Genomic DNA, 16,109 nt, shown 5'->3' on the forward strand with positions numbered 1-16,109 from the left:
CTTTCGCGTTTTCATAATCGCTTTTCATATGCGTTTTTAATGTTCTTTCTTAAGATAATTTCTTAATACTCCGAGGTTTTCATGTCTAGCCCTACCGCGATGCCAGCTTGTCTTTATATCGTTGCCACGCCGATTGGTAATTTAAGCGACATGACACCGCACGCAATCGATGTTTTAAAGCAAGTTGCCATCATTGCCTGTGAAGACACCCGCACCTCAGGCAAACTGTTATCACATTTTGGCATTAATACCAAAGCCAATAAGGTTGAAGATAGCGAAGAAGGAACGGCTTATTATAATAGACATGACGCCGAAAACGAGTCTGATGGCGCTGCCAAACAAAAAGGTCATCATAAGCTTTGGGCGTATCATGAACACAATAGTGCCATTCAAACGCCCAAAATCATTGAGATGATTCAGCAAGGTCATTCGGTTGCGCTGATTAGTGATGCTGGTACGCCGCTGATTAGCGATCCCGGTTATCAATTGGTGCAAGCCGCCCATGCCGCTGGCGTTCGCGTCTCCCCTATTATTGGTGCCTCTGCTGCCATTGCCGCGCTATCGGTTGCAGGATTGCCATCAGACCGCTTTAGCTTTATTGGTTTTTTAGCGTCCAAAACCCACGGGCGCCAAAAACACTTAACGGCTCTCCATTCACGTACCGAAACTTTGATATTTTATGAAGCGCCGCATCGTATTGTCGCTAGCTTAGAAGATATGGCGGCTATATTTGGGGCAGAGCGCGAAGTGACGTTTTGCCGTGAATTGACCAAAACCTTTGAAACCGTGCATAAAAGCACGCTTGGCGAATTGGTTGAATTTGTCAAAGCCGATGACAATCAGCAACGCGGTGAAATCGTCGTGGTCGTCGCCGGGGTAAATGCAGCGCAGGACGATGATGATATCAGTATCCACGATAAATTATTACAGCGTTTATTAGAGGATTTATCGGTTAAAAAAGCCGCCGCTTTGGCCGCTGATATTACAGGCGTTAAGAAAAACGCACTTTATCAACGCCTACTTGAACTGCAAGCAGAATAGTTTTCAGCTAAAAAATATAGGTTAAAAACTGATAAATTTATTGAGGAGAGAAGCAGTATGTACGATGTGATGGCGATAGGTAATGCCTTGGTTGACCACGAATATCTGCTGTCAGATGCAGCGCTAGAAGAAACTGACCTGACCAAAGGCAATATGACGCTAGCAGGAATCGAAGAGCAGCAGCAGTTATTGGCATATTTTAAATTGGCAGAGATTAAGCCATCAAAACAAGCGGGCGGCGGCTCAGCGGCCAATGCAATGTATGCCTTTGCAAGTTTGGGCGGCAAACCTTTTTATGCTTGCCGCGTCGGCGATGACAAACAAGGCGAGTTTTACCTAAAAGACTTACACGAAGCGGGCGTCGCCACCTCCCCGCAGTCGATTCATGCAGGCGGTGTGACGGGCTCATGCGTGGTAGCAGTGACCGAAGATGGTGAGCGTACCATGCAAACTTTCCTTGGTACCTCAAGCGATATCACCGCTGATAACGTCGATTTTGAAGCATTAACGCAAGCTGGCTGGTTATATTTAGAAGGTTATTTGGCGATGTCTGAAGGTATTCAGCCTGCGATGACCAAACTACGCCAACAAGCTGGTATCCATGGTGCCAAAATTGCCGTCAGCTTTGCTGATCCTGCGGTCGTAAAGTTTGCCAAAGAAGGCTTACTCAACATGCTTGGCAATAAAGTCGCGGTGATATTTTGTAATAGTGAAGAAGCAAAATTATTCACCGATAAAAAACAGCATAAGGCAGCAGCGCGTGCCTTACTTGAGCATTGTCAGACAGCAGTCGTTACCGATGGTCCCAATGGCGCTATCATCGCCCATAAGCCAAATGATGAGTCTGATATTGAAATTTATGAGATTCCGACGCCAGTTGTTACTAATGTTATTGATACCAATGGTGCCGGCGACAACTATTCTGGGGCCTTTTTATATGCTTTATCACAGCATTATAGCTTACCAGAATGCGGACGACTTGCCAGCGAAATCGCCGCCCAAGTGATTCAGCAATTCGGCCCACGTTTATCATCGCAAGAGTATCAAGATATCTCGCGCCACGTTTTAACAGTTTAGTGGCTGGATTATTTGATTACTAAAGCGCTAAAATCTAAGTTTCTAAGTGTCTGAGATGGCGTTTCTAGTTTACTCCTAATAAAGGATAGTGCTGCTGGGATAAATTTCGCGCAGCCTCTGGAGCGACGAAGTCGCACAGCAAGCAAGGAAAATTTGTACCAGTAGCACTTTATAATATTTTCGCGCTTTTATTTAGGATTGCCTACAAAACTTTAGCATCTAATAAGCAAAAGCCCATGTCATCGGATATGGGCTTTTTAGTATTCATTTATAAAACAAAATAATCGCTCAATTAAACAGCGGCAAGTGCTTGCTCTAAATCAGCTTTGATATCTTCAATGTGCTCAATCCCAATTGACAGACGCACCATATCCGCACTAACACCCGCGTTCTCTAGCTCTTGCTCGTTAAGCTGACGATGGGTCGTGGTCGCTGGATGACAAGCGAGCGACTTAGCATCACCGATATTGACCAAGCGCGTAATCAGTTGCAGTGCATCAATAAAGCGCGCGCCTGCTTCGAGGCCACCTTTTACCCCAAAGGTCAAAATAGCAGATGGCGTGCCCTTCATATATTTTTTAGCAAGCTCATGCTCAGGATGGTCTGGCAAACCAGCATATTTTACCCAGGCGACTTTGTCATGGTCGCGTAGATATTCAGCAACTGCTTGGGCGTTTTGGACATGACGCTCCATACGTAAACTTAACGTCTCCATACCTTGCATGATACCGAAGGCATTGAGCGGGCTGATGGCCGCGCCGGTATTACGCAGTGGCGCGACACGAGCACGGGCAATAAATGCCGCTGCGCCGACGTCTTTGACAAAGTTTACGCCGTGATAGCTTTCATCTGGGGTGTTTAATAATGGGAAGCGCTCAGGATAATCGCCCCAAGGGAAAGTTCCGCTATCAACAATCGCGCCACCAATCGAAGTACCAGTACCGCTCATATATTTGGTCAATGAATGAATGACGATATCAGCGCCAAACTCAAATGGACGGCACAGCGCTGGCGTCGCAACCGTACTATCAATCACCACTGGCACGCCATATTCATGGGCGATGTCACTCAGAGCTTGGATATCGACGATATTACCCAGTGGATTACCGATACTTTCTGCAAAGACCATTTTGGTTTTATCATCAATTAAATCACGAATCGCTTCAGGGTTTTTATGATCAAAAAAGCGCACTTCGATACCTTGACGCGGCAGCGCATGGGCGAATAAATTATAAGTGCCGCCGTATAGCGTTGATACGGCGACGATATTATCACCTGCTTCACAAATGGTTTGAATCGCATAAGTAATAGCCGCCATACCTGAGGCAACCGCTAACGCCCCGATACCGCCTTCAAGTGCTGCAACGCGCTCCTCTAACACCGCCGTCGTCGGATTCATGATACGGGTGTAAATGTTGCCAGCAACTTTTAAATCAAATAAATCGGCGCCATGCTGGGTATTATCAAAGGCATACGAGCTGGTATGATAAATAGGCACGGCGACCGCTTTGGTGGTTGGCTCGACGCTATAGCCAGCGTGAATGGCTAAGGTTTCAAGGCGCTGAGTATTCTGCTTGGCTGGTTGTCCGTCACTCATAAGGTGCTCCTAAAATTTTATGGGATATTTACAGGGGTATTAATAGGTTATTAAACCCATATTTTTTTTATCAAAATTAGTTATAACAAAAAGTCATAAAAAAAGCTGAGTTAATCATAACCCAGCTTCTTTATTAAAAGAATAGCAAATTTTTTATCTCTTAATGACAAATATTCATAAGCAATTTTTATAAACAAAGAAACTAATAAACGCCAATCTCAACTTATCGTAGGCTTTTGATTTTTATAGAATTTAAAATTTTAATTGTTTTAACTGAAATTTTAAAAACTAAGTAAACCAATACCTTAGAAAAACAAGTTGAGAGTGGGGTACTAATAAGCATATTCTTAGATGATATCGGCGCTATTTTTTATAACGACTTGTCATTTTCTATTTATAATAAGCGTTTTCTGTACGTGTGTGGTCGGTTTCATCGATGACTTGGGTCAGCTCTGGAATTTGTTGTTTCAGCTGCACTTCAACACCTTGACGTAAGGTCATATCAACCGCTGAACAGCCTTGGCAACCACCACCGAATTTCAGTATAGCAGTCAGACCAACGCCTTCTTCTTCAACCAATTCAAGCAGCTGGACATCACCGCCGTGAGCGGCCAAGCTTGGATTAATCTCCGACTGTAAGACATAATTGATACGTTCTTCGACACTGGCATCGGCACCAACTTTTGGCACTTTTGAGTTTGGCGCACGGAACGTCAACTGCCCACCAAAACGGTCTTTATTATAATCAATCACCGCATCTTCTAAATAAGGCACGGACGCCGCTTCAATAAATGCCGAAAAATCGTCATAAGTCAGTTTTAAATCAGCGCTGTCTTCTTCGCCCGGCTGGTTATAAGCCATACAGCATTCGGCACGCGGTGTACCTGGATGTTCGACGAAAATACGCACGCCGATACCATCGGTATCTTGCTTCGCCAGTAAATCTGCCAAATACCCTTGCGCCGCTTCAGTGATGGTAATGTTACTTTTAGCTTCGGTTTGCTCAGTATCTAATGCTGACTCGTAATCGGCAGTAGGGTCTACTTGAGTATCAGTTGGATTGTGTTCACTCATAATGCTTCCTATGTGTTATGACACAAGCGTTATATTGTCCACGTCTACTGTGTCGTCTATGTGAGGTTGGGACTAATGAAATCACCATCATTTTGGCTTATCGTTTTAATGCTTTGACCGTGATGAAAACTTCTTTATGGCTCTTTATGGTGTCTATTATAGCGCACTTAACGCATAATTCCGACTGGGCTAGTGTGAATTGGCAGTAGCGATTTTTAAGCGCTGAGGTTTTAAGCGATGGCTATTTTTAATAAGGCTTACCTATAGTAAGCTGCCTTTATCTTCATAGTATATAAAGACGGCGTGCAGACTTATCAAGTCTAGCGGGCGTAGAATGCACTAAAGAGCTTATGAAAATTTTAAAAGAATAAATATCAGAATCTTAACTATTTTGAGAGAGCAGTATGTTGACTGAGAATCTAAATTTTGTGACCACCAAAGATGCCGTACAAATCGCTATTTGGGAAGTTTTTGATAATGAAAAAAGCCATCAATTATCTATCGTTAATGCTCATAAAGGTCAAAATATCTTCTTAACCCATGGCACTTTTTCGGACAAAAAAACCTGCTTAAGAATCGCTGAATACCTAGCTGGACTTGGCCATCATTGCTATATCATGGAATGGCGCGCTCATGGTGCAAGCTCAAACCCCACAGACCAATTCAATTTCGAAACTGTCGCCACCTATGATTTTGCCGCCACTTTTGATTATTTATTTAACGAATTAAAGCTCAGCAATTTACACTGCGTCACCCATAGTGGCGGCGGCGCTTGCTTAACGATGTTTCTCATTCAAAATCCGCAGTATATCAATAAAATAAATAGCATCAGCATGTTTGCTTGCCAAGTGTACGGCGCCATCGTCAATCTGAAGAACTATTTTAAAATAGTCGCCGCCAAGATGTTTACCCGTCTATTTGGCTATATACCCGCCAGAAAACTCAAACTGGGACCCATCAATGAAAACCATCACACCATGAATCAATGGTATGAGTGGAATTTGCATAAAAACTTCCACAGCAGTTTTATTAAACAAAGTGATATAAATGCGAATGGTGTTCAGAAAAGTACTTTTGATAGCCACACTCGCCAGCAAAATACTCCTGAAAGTGCGATTTTTGATTATCGGCAGTATATGCCGAATATTACCGTACCCATTTATGCTATCAGCGCCAAGGGTGATAAATTCATCTCGCCAACTCGAGGTTGCCTGTCACTTTTTAACGACTTTAATCGCTCGCTCAACAAAAACTCTGCTAACGTTTTTCGTGAATACGCGCGAAGTCATGGTGACTTGGATGATTATACCCATAGCCGCATTTTAAACAGTCGTACGGCTGCCAAAGAGATCTGGCCAACGGTGGCGGAATGGATTGAGCAACATGCAGGATGACGCATGCAAGATAAAGTTTGTATGATAATGCTACATCTCCTAAAACTAACTTCACATAACATAACTGACTTGGCCAGATCGGCTGTTTAGACTGGATTGAACGCCATAACAAATTCAAAAGAGTAATTTATGCAGTTATATGTCATACCAGGAACTTGCGCCGTTGTACCGCACACCGCCCTCGAATGGACGGGCGCAGATTACGAGCTCAAGCTATTAAATCATGATTCGGTTAAATCAGAAGAATATCTACGTATCAATCCGCAAGGCGCGGTACCAGCTATCGTCGATGGCGACACTATCATCACCCAAAACATTGCCACCCAAGTCTATATCGATGCCAGCTATCCAGATGCCAATATCTTTGGCTCAGATACCTCACCGGCTGGTAAAGGTGAAATAATGCATTGGCTAGGGTTTTTGAATGCCGATCTGCATAAAGTCTTTGCCCCGCTCTTTGGCCCTGATGGCTTCGTTGAAGGCAATGCTGCACAAGAAAACTTAAAGCAAAAAGCCAAAGAAAAAATCGCCCATTTGCTTAGACTGCCCAACGAGCAGCTCGGTAAAACCGACTATCTAACAGGCAGTAAAACCACGGCTGATATTTACTTATACATCACCCTAACGTGGGCGAAAAAGTTTGAGATCGATCTATCTGACTATAAAAACCTTGATACCTTTGTCAAACGTATTGAAGAAGATAAAGGTTTGACCGCCGTCATTGAGCAGCAAGGCTTAGAAAAAATCAAAACACTTGAGATTTGATATTTTTAATTTTCCAAGCTTTTGCAAAAACCTTTCTAACCTTAACCTTTCTAGCATTTAGAAGGGTCTTTGCTTTTATATCTATAAAAATATTGTCTTTTAAAATAACATTCATAGCGCAAAAACCAAGCGCTAAAATTCGTTAAAGCGATAAAGTCACGGCACTAAACATCTTTATACTTGTCAGCCAGATATAGGCTGTGTCAGTATTAGCCTCTTTGAGACATTTTAAATTGATAATTAATAGCAGTAAGTTAGGAGTTGGCCGTTATGAGTGAATCAGCAGAGCAAGGTTCGGATAAAAGCTCGGATAAAAATAACAGTAAAGACTACCGTTATTTGGTATTTATTGGACGTTTCCAGCCGTTTCACTGCGGGCATAAGGCAGTGGTCGATGAAGCATTAAAACGTGCCGATAACGTCATTATGCTGATCGGTTCTGCCAACCTGCCGCGCAGTCTGCGTAATCCATTTAGTGTCGATGAACGGGCGGCGATGATTAAGAACACCTACTTGCCAGCAGAAGCGGCGCGAATTCACTGTGTCGGCCTCGACGATGCACTCTACAATGACACGCGTTGGCTGCAATATGTGCAGACGGGCGTCAAATCCGTCACCGGCGACTTACAGGCTGATATTGGGCTGATTGGTCATTCAAAAGACAGCTCATCTTATTATTTATCCTTATTCCCAAATTGGGCGTCGGTTTCTGTACCCAATTATCACAATTTATCCGCGACCCCTATTCGTGACAGTTATCTAATGGGCGCCACACCAACGCCTGAGCGCACCCCCGAATCAACCCGCAACGTCCTCAATGACTTTAAAAAGACTGATATTTATCAAAACCTGCATGAAGAAGCCGATTTTGTCGATAAATATAAAAGACAATGGGAGTCTGCGCCTTATCCACCAACCTTTATGACCACTGATGCGCTCGTCGTACAATCAGGGCACATTTTATTGGTTGAACGCCGCAGTATGCCAGGACGCGGGCTATGGGCATTACCGGGTGGTTTTTTGAATCCAAAAGAAACACTCTTTGATGCCTGTATCCGCGAGCTACGCGAAGAGACGCGCTTAAAAGTGCCTGAACCGGTGCTACGCGGCTCTTGTCATAGTCAGCATACCTTTGACGACCCGTATCGCTCAGCGCGTGGGCGTACGATTACCCAAGCTTTTTATTTTCAGCTTAAAAATGACCCAAAAGGCTTGCCAAAAGTAAAAGGTGGCGACGATGCAGCTACCGCGTTTTGGCTGCCACTCGCTGAGCTTGATGCGACCATGATGTTTGAAGACCATTATGCGATTATCACCAAAATGGTTGGTTTGTAGGCGTTTATCAGGCGACTGTGCAATTTTTATTAACCTTTTTTCACGCCAGCGCCGATAGACGGCAATGGCTCACCGCCGCAGCGGTTATTAAAAAACAGCTGCGGCATCTCAAAGCAGAGGAGTTCTGTGATGTACACCAGCAATTTAAACAATTTAATCTTAAATAGCGACAGCTATAAAACCTCCCATTGGGTGCAATATCCAAAAGGTAGCGAGTATCTATCAAGCTATATCGAAGCGCGTAAAGGTGACTACGATGTGGTATTTTTTGGCTTGCAAGCCTTTATCAAAGAATACCTTAGCACGCCGATTACCCATCAAGATATCGATGAAGCCGAAACGGTCATTCAAGCCCATGGCTTAACCTTTAACCGTGCCGGTTGGGAGCTGTTAGTCGATAAGTATGGCGGCTATCTGCCACTGCGCATCGAAGCCATTCCTGAAGGCAGCGTCGTTCCAGCATCCAATGTGGTCTGCCAAATTATTAATACTGACCCTGAGTTCTACTGGCTACCAAGCTATATCGAAACGGCGCTACTGCGTGCGATTTGGTATCCCTCAACCGTCGCTAGCGTCTCGCACTATTGCAAAGGCATCATTCGTCAGGCACTAGAAAAATCTGCCGACAATACCGAGTCGCTGATTTTCCGTTTGCATGATTTTGGTTCGCGCGGTGCGTCTAGTCAAGAATCTGTCGCCCTTGGTAGTCTTGCGCATTTGGTGAACTTTGCTGGTACCGACTCGATGACGGCCTTGGTTGCCGCCAGCCGCTGGTATCACATGGACAAAGAGATGGCAGCCTTTTCTATCCCTGCTGCTGAGCATAGCACCATGACGGCGTGGGGTCGCGACGGAGAAACCGCCGCCTTTGCCAATATGATTGAACAATTTGGCGGCGCTGGTAAAAGTTTTTCTGTGGTATCTGACAGCTATGATTTATGGAATGCCATTGATAATATTTGGGGCGGTAGCCTAAAAGACGACGTCAAAAATATGGGCGGAACTTTGGTTATCCGTCCAGATAGCGGCGATCCGGCAAAAGTGGTGCGCGAAGCCTTAGAGCGCTTGGCGGTAAAGTTTGGCACCACCATAAATAGCAAAGGCTATAAAGTGCTGCCCGACTATGTACGCATTATCCAAGGCGATGGTATCAGCCCGCAAAGCTTAGGCAAAATCATCGATGTGGTCTTAAACGCAGGTTTTAGTGCCGACAACATCACCTTTGGCATGGGCGGCGGGCTACTACAGCAAGTCAATCGCGATACCATGAGCTGGGCGATGAAAGCCAGTGCCATCTCTATCGATGGCGTATGGAAAGATATCTATAAAGACCCTGTCACCAGTCGCTCAAAACGCTCAAAAAGAGGCCGTTTGACACTCATAAAAAACAGCAAAGGCAAGATAGAAACCATTAAAGCGGATGATTTAACGACAGCTGAAGATAACCTACTACGCGATGTATATATCGATGGTAAATTACTTATTGAAGACAACCTCACTACGATTCGGGAGCGTGCAGGATGGTAGCTACTAAAAAAATGCAAAATCAAATAACCGCTGCTGCCAAGGACGTGCTGCTTGCTCCTGTTTACCTTTATCAAGGGCACAAAATCAAGCGTGATACTGTACGCCTACCTGAGCCAAATGGCGAGCGTCATGGACAGGTTCAGCTCAATAACTCGCCTATTACCTCAAAGGGTAAAAGCAATAATATATTGAACCTGATGGTCGTTGGTGATTCGGCAGCGGCTGGCGTCGGTAGTCAGACCCAACAAGAGGCGCTGGTCGGTCATTTGATACCTATTTTGACTGAGCAGGCAGCTATCCAAAGCGCTTTTGATACCTTAAACTGGTCGTTACAAGCGACCACGGGGCATACCAGCTTTGATATTTTGCGCAGGCTTTATGTGTTGCCTGCACCGAGCCAACCTATTGATGTGATGGTATTAAGTGTCGGCGTTAATGACACCACCTCCAAAGTCTCTGCGGCTCAATGGCAACAGCAGATTGAAAATATCATTGCTATCGCCCAGCGTAAATTTGGCGTACGCGAGCTGGTTTTTTTAAGCTTACCTCCGATGGCTCAAATGCCTGCGATACCTGCGCCATTGAATAACTTCGTTGGCGCCAAAGCCGCTATCCTTGATAATAGCTTGCAGCAAATCTGTGCCGCTCATGACAATGTCACTTACATGGCAACGAACTTTGCGCGCATGATAGAAGAACATTCTAACGGCACGCCGATCGATATCAGAGTGATGTTTGCCAGCGACGGTTTTCATCCAAGCAGTTTGATGTATGGTTATTGGGCGCAGCAAGTGGCAGAATTGATTGTGGAGTTGCTAGATTCGTCGACTACTAAGTTAAGTAGCTGAGTAGTGCAAATACTGAACATTAAAATTTAGATAAAAAAAACCGCTGAATAGTCAGCGGTTTTTTATTGCTTAGCAAAAGACTGCTTCGCGACATATATTTATACCATAAGTATAAATTATTCAGCAGAATCAGCAGCTTTCTTGCTACGGCCACCAAACGCACCAAAGCGTTTGTTGAAGCTTGCAACACGGCCTTCAGTAGACGTTTTGCGTTGTTCGCCAGTATAGAATGGATGCGACGCACTTGAAATATCAAGTGGGTAGTATGGGTATTCTTTACCTTCGTATTCACGAGTAGCTTTGGTATTAACGGTTGAGCGAGTTAAGAAAAACACGTCAGCGTTGGTATCATGGAACAAAACTTCTTGGTAATTAGGATGGATATCTTTACGCATAATAAACTCTCTATGTCCGATGTATGGTAAGCATTTTGATTAATAGCCTCTTTAGCTATTAAGCACGCTCACATACGTAACTGAGGCACTAAGGACATCTGTCAGTCTGGCAATTACGTCACTGGCTTATTCCAGCACCCAACACCACACCGCTGCTCACTTAGCCTTTCCCCAGCGGGAAAATCAAACCGCGATTTTAACGGTTTTTGCTACTCGATGCAAGCCGCTTCTACGATAAAACCATGCCATGAACTCGACTTAACGCCATTATGTTGAGTCGAAAAACCTCATAAATAATCATAAAAAAGCAGCCACCCTAGCTGCCTTTTTTATGGAAAACTTATTTTTGGAAAAATGGAAAGTTATTTGGTTTTTACGATATGCCAAACGCCAAGTTTGTTGTCGCCATCTTTATCGCCAACCTTGGTATCATTGGCATAAAAGTATAACGGTTTACCATTCATCGCCCATTGATATTTGCCATCTTCACGTTTAAAGGCGGCAAACTGTCCTGAGGCTTTGGCATTACTTGGTGCCAAAAACGCTGGCCAAGCAACCAGACAAGCTGAGCCACATTCTGATTTATTCATAGAATCTTTATCAAAAGTATATAAGGTCATATGATTGGTTGCATCGACCAACATGCCATTTTTACTGGCAACTGGCGCGGTATTTTTAGTGGTCGCTTGCACCTCATGCATGCCAGAATCGTCCTTGCCCAGCATATTGTTAAACGTAGAACAACCGCTAAGCGCCAATGCACCAGAAATAACAGATAACATAAGTATGTGTTTCATAGTAACGTCCTTGTTAATAGTGGTTTTTTTAAATTGCTTCTTGTGGTCTGCAATCCTATACCTTAAAGCATAAAACGGCTTGAAGCTTACCGTAAGTATTTTTACTATAGCACAGACATAAAATCAGTTATTTTTCGCACCATATAAATTTACAAAAGCGTATAAAGTTTACAAATTAAATAAAGTTTGCTCTTCGATTTTCTAAAAATGCTTTTATAAAGCTGTGTTTTAGTCGCTCCTTGTTTGCCATCCTTTGACAAAACTTATGCATCTACTTACGTTTTTGCCATGCTAATTTGAGTAATTTTTTCGTAGAATAATCCATCTAAATTAAGAACTACTACACAATAAGAAATATGACTATAGCGGTTTAAAATGACTGTTGAACTTAGGGTTCGCTGTACGCATATCGGTAGCCTTGCATGAAAAAACATACGCATTAGAAAAACACGTTATTTAACATATAAGCGCGGCGAATATAAGACACTTAAAAAACGAAATATAGAAACTTAGTAGTTTAAAGACTTAACAACGAATTATTTCACAAAGACGCCGAGCCATTCCTACTAACTGAATATAGGAATGCGACTAAGGATATAACAACGACAATGACTCATTCTGTTATGAACAATCAAGTGCCTGCTAGCAAACGGGTTGGTATTCTCGGTGGCGGTACAGCGGGTGCAACCATCGCGATTCGCCTTGCGGCATTGGGCCTTGAGACGTATTTATTTGAAAAAAACACCTCGCTAATTGACGGGCCGCCGATGTGTCATTTGCATGCTGGCGGCAATCTATATCGTGAAATACCTGATGAAGATTGCGTTGCCCTACTCAAACAATGCATCGATATTCTGCGCCTTTATCCTTATACCATTGATGTACGCCCAACGGTATTTGCAGTACCGACGCGCGATGAAGGTTTGCCTGAGGATTTATTGCCGCGTTTAGATATTTTGACTGACGCTTATCGCGACCTTATCGCCGAAGATGCCAATAATAAAGTGCTCGGCGAACCTGAAAACTACTATCAGCTTTACAGCCATGAGCAACTGATTGCCTTATCTGAGCGCGAGCAAGTCGCGGTGCCGCGCACGGTTGATGAATGGATGATACCAGTTGCTAAGTATTTGGATTTAAACAAGGTCAAATTTCCGCTGATTGTCGTACAAGAATACGGCTGGAATATCTTCCGTTTGGCAGCGTCTGCACAATTGGCTTTAGAAGGCTATGAGCACGCGCATGTCTTTACCGATACGCAGGTAAAGCAAGTGATGCCAGTCGATTGTGAAAACTGCTCAAATGCTGACCATCATGTGACCAAATGGCGCATTGATTATCAACAAGCAGCGAGCTCTGATACTGATACTGAAGCCAAAACCGATTCTATCGAAGTTGATTATTTAATCAACGCTTGTGGTTTTCGTACTGGCATCATAGATGATATGGTCGGTGTCAAAGTCACGCGCATGGTCGAGTTTAAATCCTCTTATATCACTCATTGGGGCGATACTGGCGGTCAAATACCAGAAATTATCGTTTACGGTGAGCGCGGCACACCGGAAGGCATGGCGCAGCTAACACCCTACCCTGATGGTTATTTTCAGATACATGGTATGAGTAAATTTATCACCTTATTTGATGATGGATTGGTCGCCTCTAACAAAAATAGCGCGCAACCGAAATTGCCGTCGCAATATTTGCACTATATCGAAGACGGCTGGGATAAAGCGCCACTACAAGCGCGTAGCCAGCAAGCGATTGATTATGTTGCCGAATTCGTTCCGACCTTTCATAGCGCGCGAACAGTTGGCAATGCGCTCTATGGGGGTCAGCAAATACCTGGGCAAGACGATACCCTGCGCGTTGCCGATGTGAGCTTATACTCTAATATTCGCTATGCGCGGGCAGAAAACATCAAAGCCTCATCGACGCTGATTGCTGCCGATCAAATCGTTGATGAATTGACGACGCTTGGTTTGGTTGCTGATGAAGCGCCAGAAAACCATCAGCGTTATGCGCATGAATGGGCGTATTTGGCACAAAATAATAGCGAAGCAATTGATAAGGTCGCGCGTCATTTAGCGCAAGAGCGCAGCTTTCCAATGGCAATGGCGGGCGTAAATCATAGTATTCATGAGACTAATTAAAATGATTTAAATGTTAATAAAGTCAAAGCAAAAAAGAGAGCAAGGCTTAATGTTAGCCTTGCTCTCTTTTTTATATTTAGTTATTGATAAAAATACCTGCTGCTAGTTTCCCGCCATTTTCTCAGTATCAACGGCGTCATCTATTTTTACGACGGTTTTTAGCATGGCAATCGCTTCGCCAATGGTATTACAAACGACCAAACGCTCAAGGTCTTGTTGCTTCATAAAGCCTTGCTCAGCGGTGTATTGTAAATGTTCAATCATACAGTCATAAAAACCATTGATATTAAGAATAATCATCGGTTTTTCATGCTGATATAGCTGACGCCAGGTGGCAATTTCCATAATTTCCTCTAGCGTCCCAAGCCCGCCCGGCAACGTAATAAAGGCATCGGCGTACTCTGCCATCACCGTTTTACGGGTATGCATGGTATCGGTCAAATGCAGGCGCGTCAGCTGCTCATGAGCAATTTCATGCTTGAGCATAAAGGTTGGAATCACGCCGATCGCTTGTGCGCCACCTCGGATGACCTCATCAGCGACTGCGCCCATCAGCCCGATGCTCGCTCCGCCATAGACCAAACCCATGCCATTATCAGCAAGCGCACTGCCAAGCTCACGCGCCGCCTGCTCATAAACGTCATTATTGCCCAAACGTGAGCCACAATAAACCGCTACCAGTGGCATGGTGAGCGCTGATTTATCCACGGCTTTTTCAATATTGGTAATGTCTTGACTGGTAATGACTTCATAAGTGTCATTGTTAATTTTCATTTGCATAGAGTTTCCTTAATTTTATATACATTGTTCTTATTAAATACTTAACTATTAAAACATGATTAGTTATAGATGTTGTTTTTTTGATGTAGGTTAATTGCTCAAAATATACAACGTCGAGCTTGCTCATAGAACTTAGAAGTCATTTTTGCCTGCCTTCCTTACTAAGATTTATTTTACCATAAGCAGTGTTACTGCAAAGTCATCATGCGGTGATCACCCAGCTAAGCTATAAAGTAAGCAACCAATCACGGCTTAATGACTGCACGCTTAATATTGATTATTAAACGCTGGTTTTTAAACGCTGTGCGCCTAGCAAGCGTTTTTATTTACCCAAAGTCTTTACTTATAAGAAAACTCTTACTCATAAAAATGACAAAAATACATGAAGGTTAAACCATGGAAAATCCGCACAATCAAACAGATATTTATGCCCTAAGCATCATGACTGAGCGCAATCGAGCATTGGCAGCGACCGTTTATCGCCCTAGAGACGAAGTAAAAGCCGCAGTCATGATCGCGCCGGCTACTGGTATCAAACGCCAGTTTTATCATAATTTTGCCACTTATTTAGCAGCAAGCGGCTTTGGGGTCATAACCTTTGATAATGAAGGTATCGGTGAATCGCTATCGTCTGATTTGACGAAATGTGATGCTTCTTTAATCAGTTGGGGTCGTCATGACATGCCAGCCGTCCTTGATGCCTTACAAGACGAATTTGCCGATGCCACTTATCATTTGATTGGACATAGCGCCGGCGGTCAGCTGATAGGTTTGATGCCAAATTATAAGGCGCTTACTTCAGTATTTAATGTTGCTTGTTCATCAGGGCAAATCAAAAATATGGACATGCCTTACAAGCTCAAAGCGATGGGTTTTATGGACGTCTTTATTCCGCTCACCACCTTAACGCTAGGCTATACGCCAGCGGATAAAATCGGCATGGGCGAGCCACTACCACGTGGCGTCGCTCGTCAATGGCGCGAGTGGTGCAATGGCGCAGGCTATATTAAAACCGCGTTTGGCAAAAGTATTCACACCCATTTTTACGATGAGATTGATATGCCTGCGTTGTGGCTCGGCTTTAGCGATGATGAGATTGCCAATAGCAACAATATGGACGATATGATTCGCGTATTTAGCAAAATGCCAGTCGAAAAACGCTATTTTGACCCCGAAGAATTTGGCTTAAATAGTATCGGTCATATGCGCTATTTTAGTAGCAAAACCAATGCTAAAGCCCCGCAGCTTTGGCAAATGGCAATCGATTGGCTAGCCAAGCAGTAATAAGCTTTGTTTAGTGCAGCTATTCAAGCGCATGCCATTCAAGCG

14 protein-coding genes are annotated in these 16,109 nt (G+C 43.8%); 9 read left to right on the top strand and 5 right to left on the bottom strand.

What is annotated here, in order from left to right; genetic code table 11:
* Positions 1–81 precede the first annotated feature (81 nt).
* Complete coding sequence (gene rsmI, locus JMX70_RS11930; RefSeq protein WP_201592345.1) at positions 82–1,041, top strand: 16S rRNA (cytidine(1402)-2'-O)-methyltransferase; 960 nt, start codon at positions 82–84, stop codon at positions 1,039–1,041.
* Positions 1,042–1,098: 57 nt separating this feature from the next.
* Positions 1,099–2,118 carry an adenosine kinase gene (locus JMX70_RS11935; RefSeq protein WP_201592347.1) on the top strand — a complete coding sequence of 340 codons (1,020 nt, stop codon included), beginning with the start codon at positions 1,099–1,101 and terminating at the stop codon, positions 2,116–2,118.
* 292 nt (positions 2,119–2,410) lie between these two features.
* Here JMX70_RS11935 and JMX70_RS11940 read toward each other — a convergent pair whose 3' ends face one another.
* Together JMX70_RS11940 and nfuA are read right to left on the bottom strand one after the other, a co-directional pair.
* Positions 2,411–3,715 carry an O-acetylhomoserine aminocarboxypropyltransferase/cysteine synthase family protein gene (locus JMX70_RS11940; RefSeq protein ID WP_068405138.1) on the bottom strand — a complete coding sequence of 435 codons (1,305 nt, stop codon included), beginning with the start codon at positions 3,713–3,715 and terminating at the stop codon, positions 2,411–2,413.
* Between the two features lie 390 nt (positions 3,716–4,105).
* A complete protein-coding gene (nfuA, locus tag JMX70_RS11945; RefSeq protein WP_068405139.1) occupies positions 4,106–4,789 on the bottom strand; it encodes a Fe-S biogenesis protein NfuA in 684 nt (227 codons plus the stop codon).
* Between the two features lie 404 nt (positions 4,790–5,193).
* Between nfuA and JMX70_RS11950 the strand changes: the two genes are divergently transcribed.
* From JMX70_RS11950 to JMX70_RS11970, 5 genes are all read left to right on the top strand, one after another.
* Positions 5,194–6,183, top strand: a complete 990-nt coding sequence (locus JMX70_RS11950) for an alpha/beta fold hydrolase (protein ID WP_201592349.1) — start codon at positions 5,194–5,196, stop codon at positions 6,181–6,183.
* A 129-nt stretch (positions 6,184–6,312) separates the two neighbouring features.
* Entirely contained in the window at positions 6,313–6,948 is a 636-nt protein-coding gene (locus tag JMX70_RS11955) for a glutathione S-transferase family protein (RefSeq protein ID WP_201592351.1), read from the top strand.
* Between the two features lie 270 nt (positions 6,949–7,218).
* A complete protein-coding gene (locus JMX70_RS11960; RefSeq protein WP_201592353.1) occupies positions 7,219–8,283 on the top strand; it encodes a bifunctional nicotinamide-nucleotide adenylyltransferase/Nudix hydroxylase in 1,065 nt (354 codons plus the stop codon).
* 129 nt (positions 8,284–8,412) lie between these two features.
* Positions 8,413–9,810: a nicotinate phosphoribosyltransferase gene (locus JMX70_RS11965; protein WP_201592356.1), complete on the top strand. Its 1,398-nt coding sequence runs from the start codon at positions 8,413–8,415 to the stop codon at positions 9,808–9,810.
* Positions 9,804–10,658, top strand: coding sequence for an SGNH/GDSL hydrolase family protein (locus JMX70_RS11970; protein WP_201592359.1), 855 nt, complete (start codon positions 9,804–9,806; stop codon positions 10,656–10,658). The genes JMX70_RS11965 and JMX70_RS11970 overlap by 7 nt, the downstream gene beginning before the upstream one ends.
* Positions 10,659–10,774: 116 nt before the next feature.
* Here the strand turns inward: JMX70_RS11970 and JMX70_RS11975 are convergent, their stop codons facing one another.
* Positions 10,775–11,053 (bottom strand): type B 50S ribosomal protein L31, encoded by a 279-nt coding sequence (locus JMX70_RS11975; RefSeq protein ID WP_068405148.1) that lies wholly within the window; start codon positions 11,051–11,053, stop codon positions 10,775–10,777.
* Positions 11,054–11,415: 362 nt separating this feature from the next.
* A complete protein-coding gene (locus JMX70_RS11980) occupies positions 11,416–11,850 on the bottom strand; it encodes a COG4315 family predicted lipoprotein (protein ID WP_068405150.1) in 435 nt (144 codons plus the stop codon).
* A 608-nt stretch (positions 11,851–12,458) separates the two neighbouring features.
* Between JMX70_RS11980 and JMX70_RS11985 the strand changes: the two genes are divergently transcribed.
* On the top strand, positions 12,459–14,000 hold the full coding sequence (locus tag JMX70_RS11985) for an FAD-dependent oxidoreductase (protein WP_201592363.1): 1,542 nt from the start codon (positions 12,459–12,461) through the stop codon (positions 13,998–14,000).
* 102 nt (positions 14,001–14,102) lie between these two features.
* On the opposite strand, the gene JMX70_RS11990 is transcribed toward JMX70_RS11985, so the two are convergent.
* Positions 14,103–14,780 (bottom strand): LOG family protein, encoded by a 678-nt coding sequence (locus JMX70_RS11990; RefSeq protein WP_201592366.1) that lies wholly within the window; start codon positions 14,778–14,780, stop codon positions 14,103–14,105.
* 396 nt (positions 14,781–15,176) lie between these two features.
* On the opposite strand from JMX70_RS11990, the gene JMX70_RS11995 reads away from it, so the two are divergent.
* Positions 15,177–16,064: an alpha/beta hydrolase family protein gene (locus tag JMX70_RS11995; RefSeq protein WP_201592368.1), complete on the top strand. Its 888-nt coding sequence runs from the start codon at positions 15,177–15,179 to the stop codon at positions 16,062–16,064.
* The last annotated feature ends 45 nt before the right edge of the window (positions 16,065–16,109 follow it).

The sequence above is a fragment of the Psychrobacter pulmonis genome, assembly GCF_904846465.1.
Taxonomy (GTDB): Bacteria; Pseudomonadota; Gammaproteobacteria; order Pseudomonadales; family Moraxellaceae; genus Psychrobacter; species Psychrobacter faecalis.

What these genes read in the sequence shown, in the direction of transcription:
- JMX70_RS11935 (WP_201592347.1), top strand. Translation starts at nt 1,099, where the DNA reads ATGTACGATGTGATGGCGATAGGTAATGCCTTGGTTGACCACGAATAT.
- JMX70_RS11965 (WP_201592356.1), top strand. Translation starts at nt 8,413, where the DNA reads ATGTACACCAGCAATTTAAACAATTTAATCTTAAATAGCGACAGCTAT.
- JMX70_RS11970 (WP_201592359.1), top strand. Translation starts at nt 9,804, where the DNA reads ATGGTAGCTACTAAAAAAATGCAAAATCAAATAACCGCTGCTGCCAAG.
- JMX70_RS11960 (WP_201592353.1), top strand. Translation starts at nt 7,219, where the DNA reads ATGAGTGAATCAGCAGAGCAAGGTTCGGATAAAAGCTCGGATAAAAAT.
- JMX70_RS11980 (WP_068405150.1), bottom strand. Translation starts at nt 11,850, where the DNA reads ATGAAACACATACTTATGTTATCTGTTATTTCTGGTGCATTGGCGCTT.
- JMX70_RS11940 (WP_068405138.1), bottom strand. Translation starts at nt 3,715, where the DNA reads ATGAGTGACGGACAACCAGCCAAGCAGAATACTCAGCGCCTTGAAACC.
- JMX70_RS11990 (WP_201592366.1), bottom strand. Translation starts at nt 14,780, where the DNA reads ATGCAAATGAAAATTAACAATGACACTTATGAAGTCATTACCAGTCAA.
- JMX70_RS11995 (WP_201592368.1), top strand. Translation starts at nt 15,177, where the DNA reads ATGGAAAATCCGCACAATCAAACAGATATTTATGCCCTAAGCATCATG.
- rsmI (WP_201592345.1), top strand. Translation starts at nt 82, where the DNA reads ATGTCTAGCCCTACCGCGATGCCAGCTTGTCTTTATATCGTTGCCACG.
- JMX70_RS11955 (WP_201592351.1), top strand. Translation starts at nt 6,313, where the DNA reads ATGCAGTTATATGTCATACCAGGAACTTGCGCCGTTGTACCGCACACC.
- JMX70_RS11985 (WP_201592363.1), top strand. Translation starts at nt 12,459, where the DNA reads ATGACTCATTCTGTTATGAACAATCAAGTGCCTGCTAGCAAACGGGTT.
- nfuA (WP_068405139.1), bottom strand. Translation starts at nt 4,789, where the DNA reads ATGAGTGAACACAATCCAACTGATACTCAAGTAGACCCTACTGCCGAT.
- JMX70_RS11950 (WP_201592349.1), top strand. Translation starts at nt 5,194, where the DNA reads ATGTTGACTGAGAATCTAAATTTTGTGACCACCAAAGATGCCGTACAA.
- JMX70_RS11975 (WP_068405148.1), bottom strand. Translation starts at nt 11,053, where the DNA reads ATGCGTAAAGATATCCATCCTAATTACCAAGAAGTTTTGTTCCATGAT.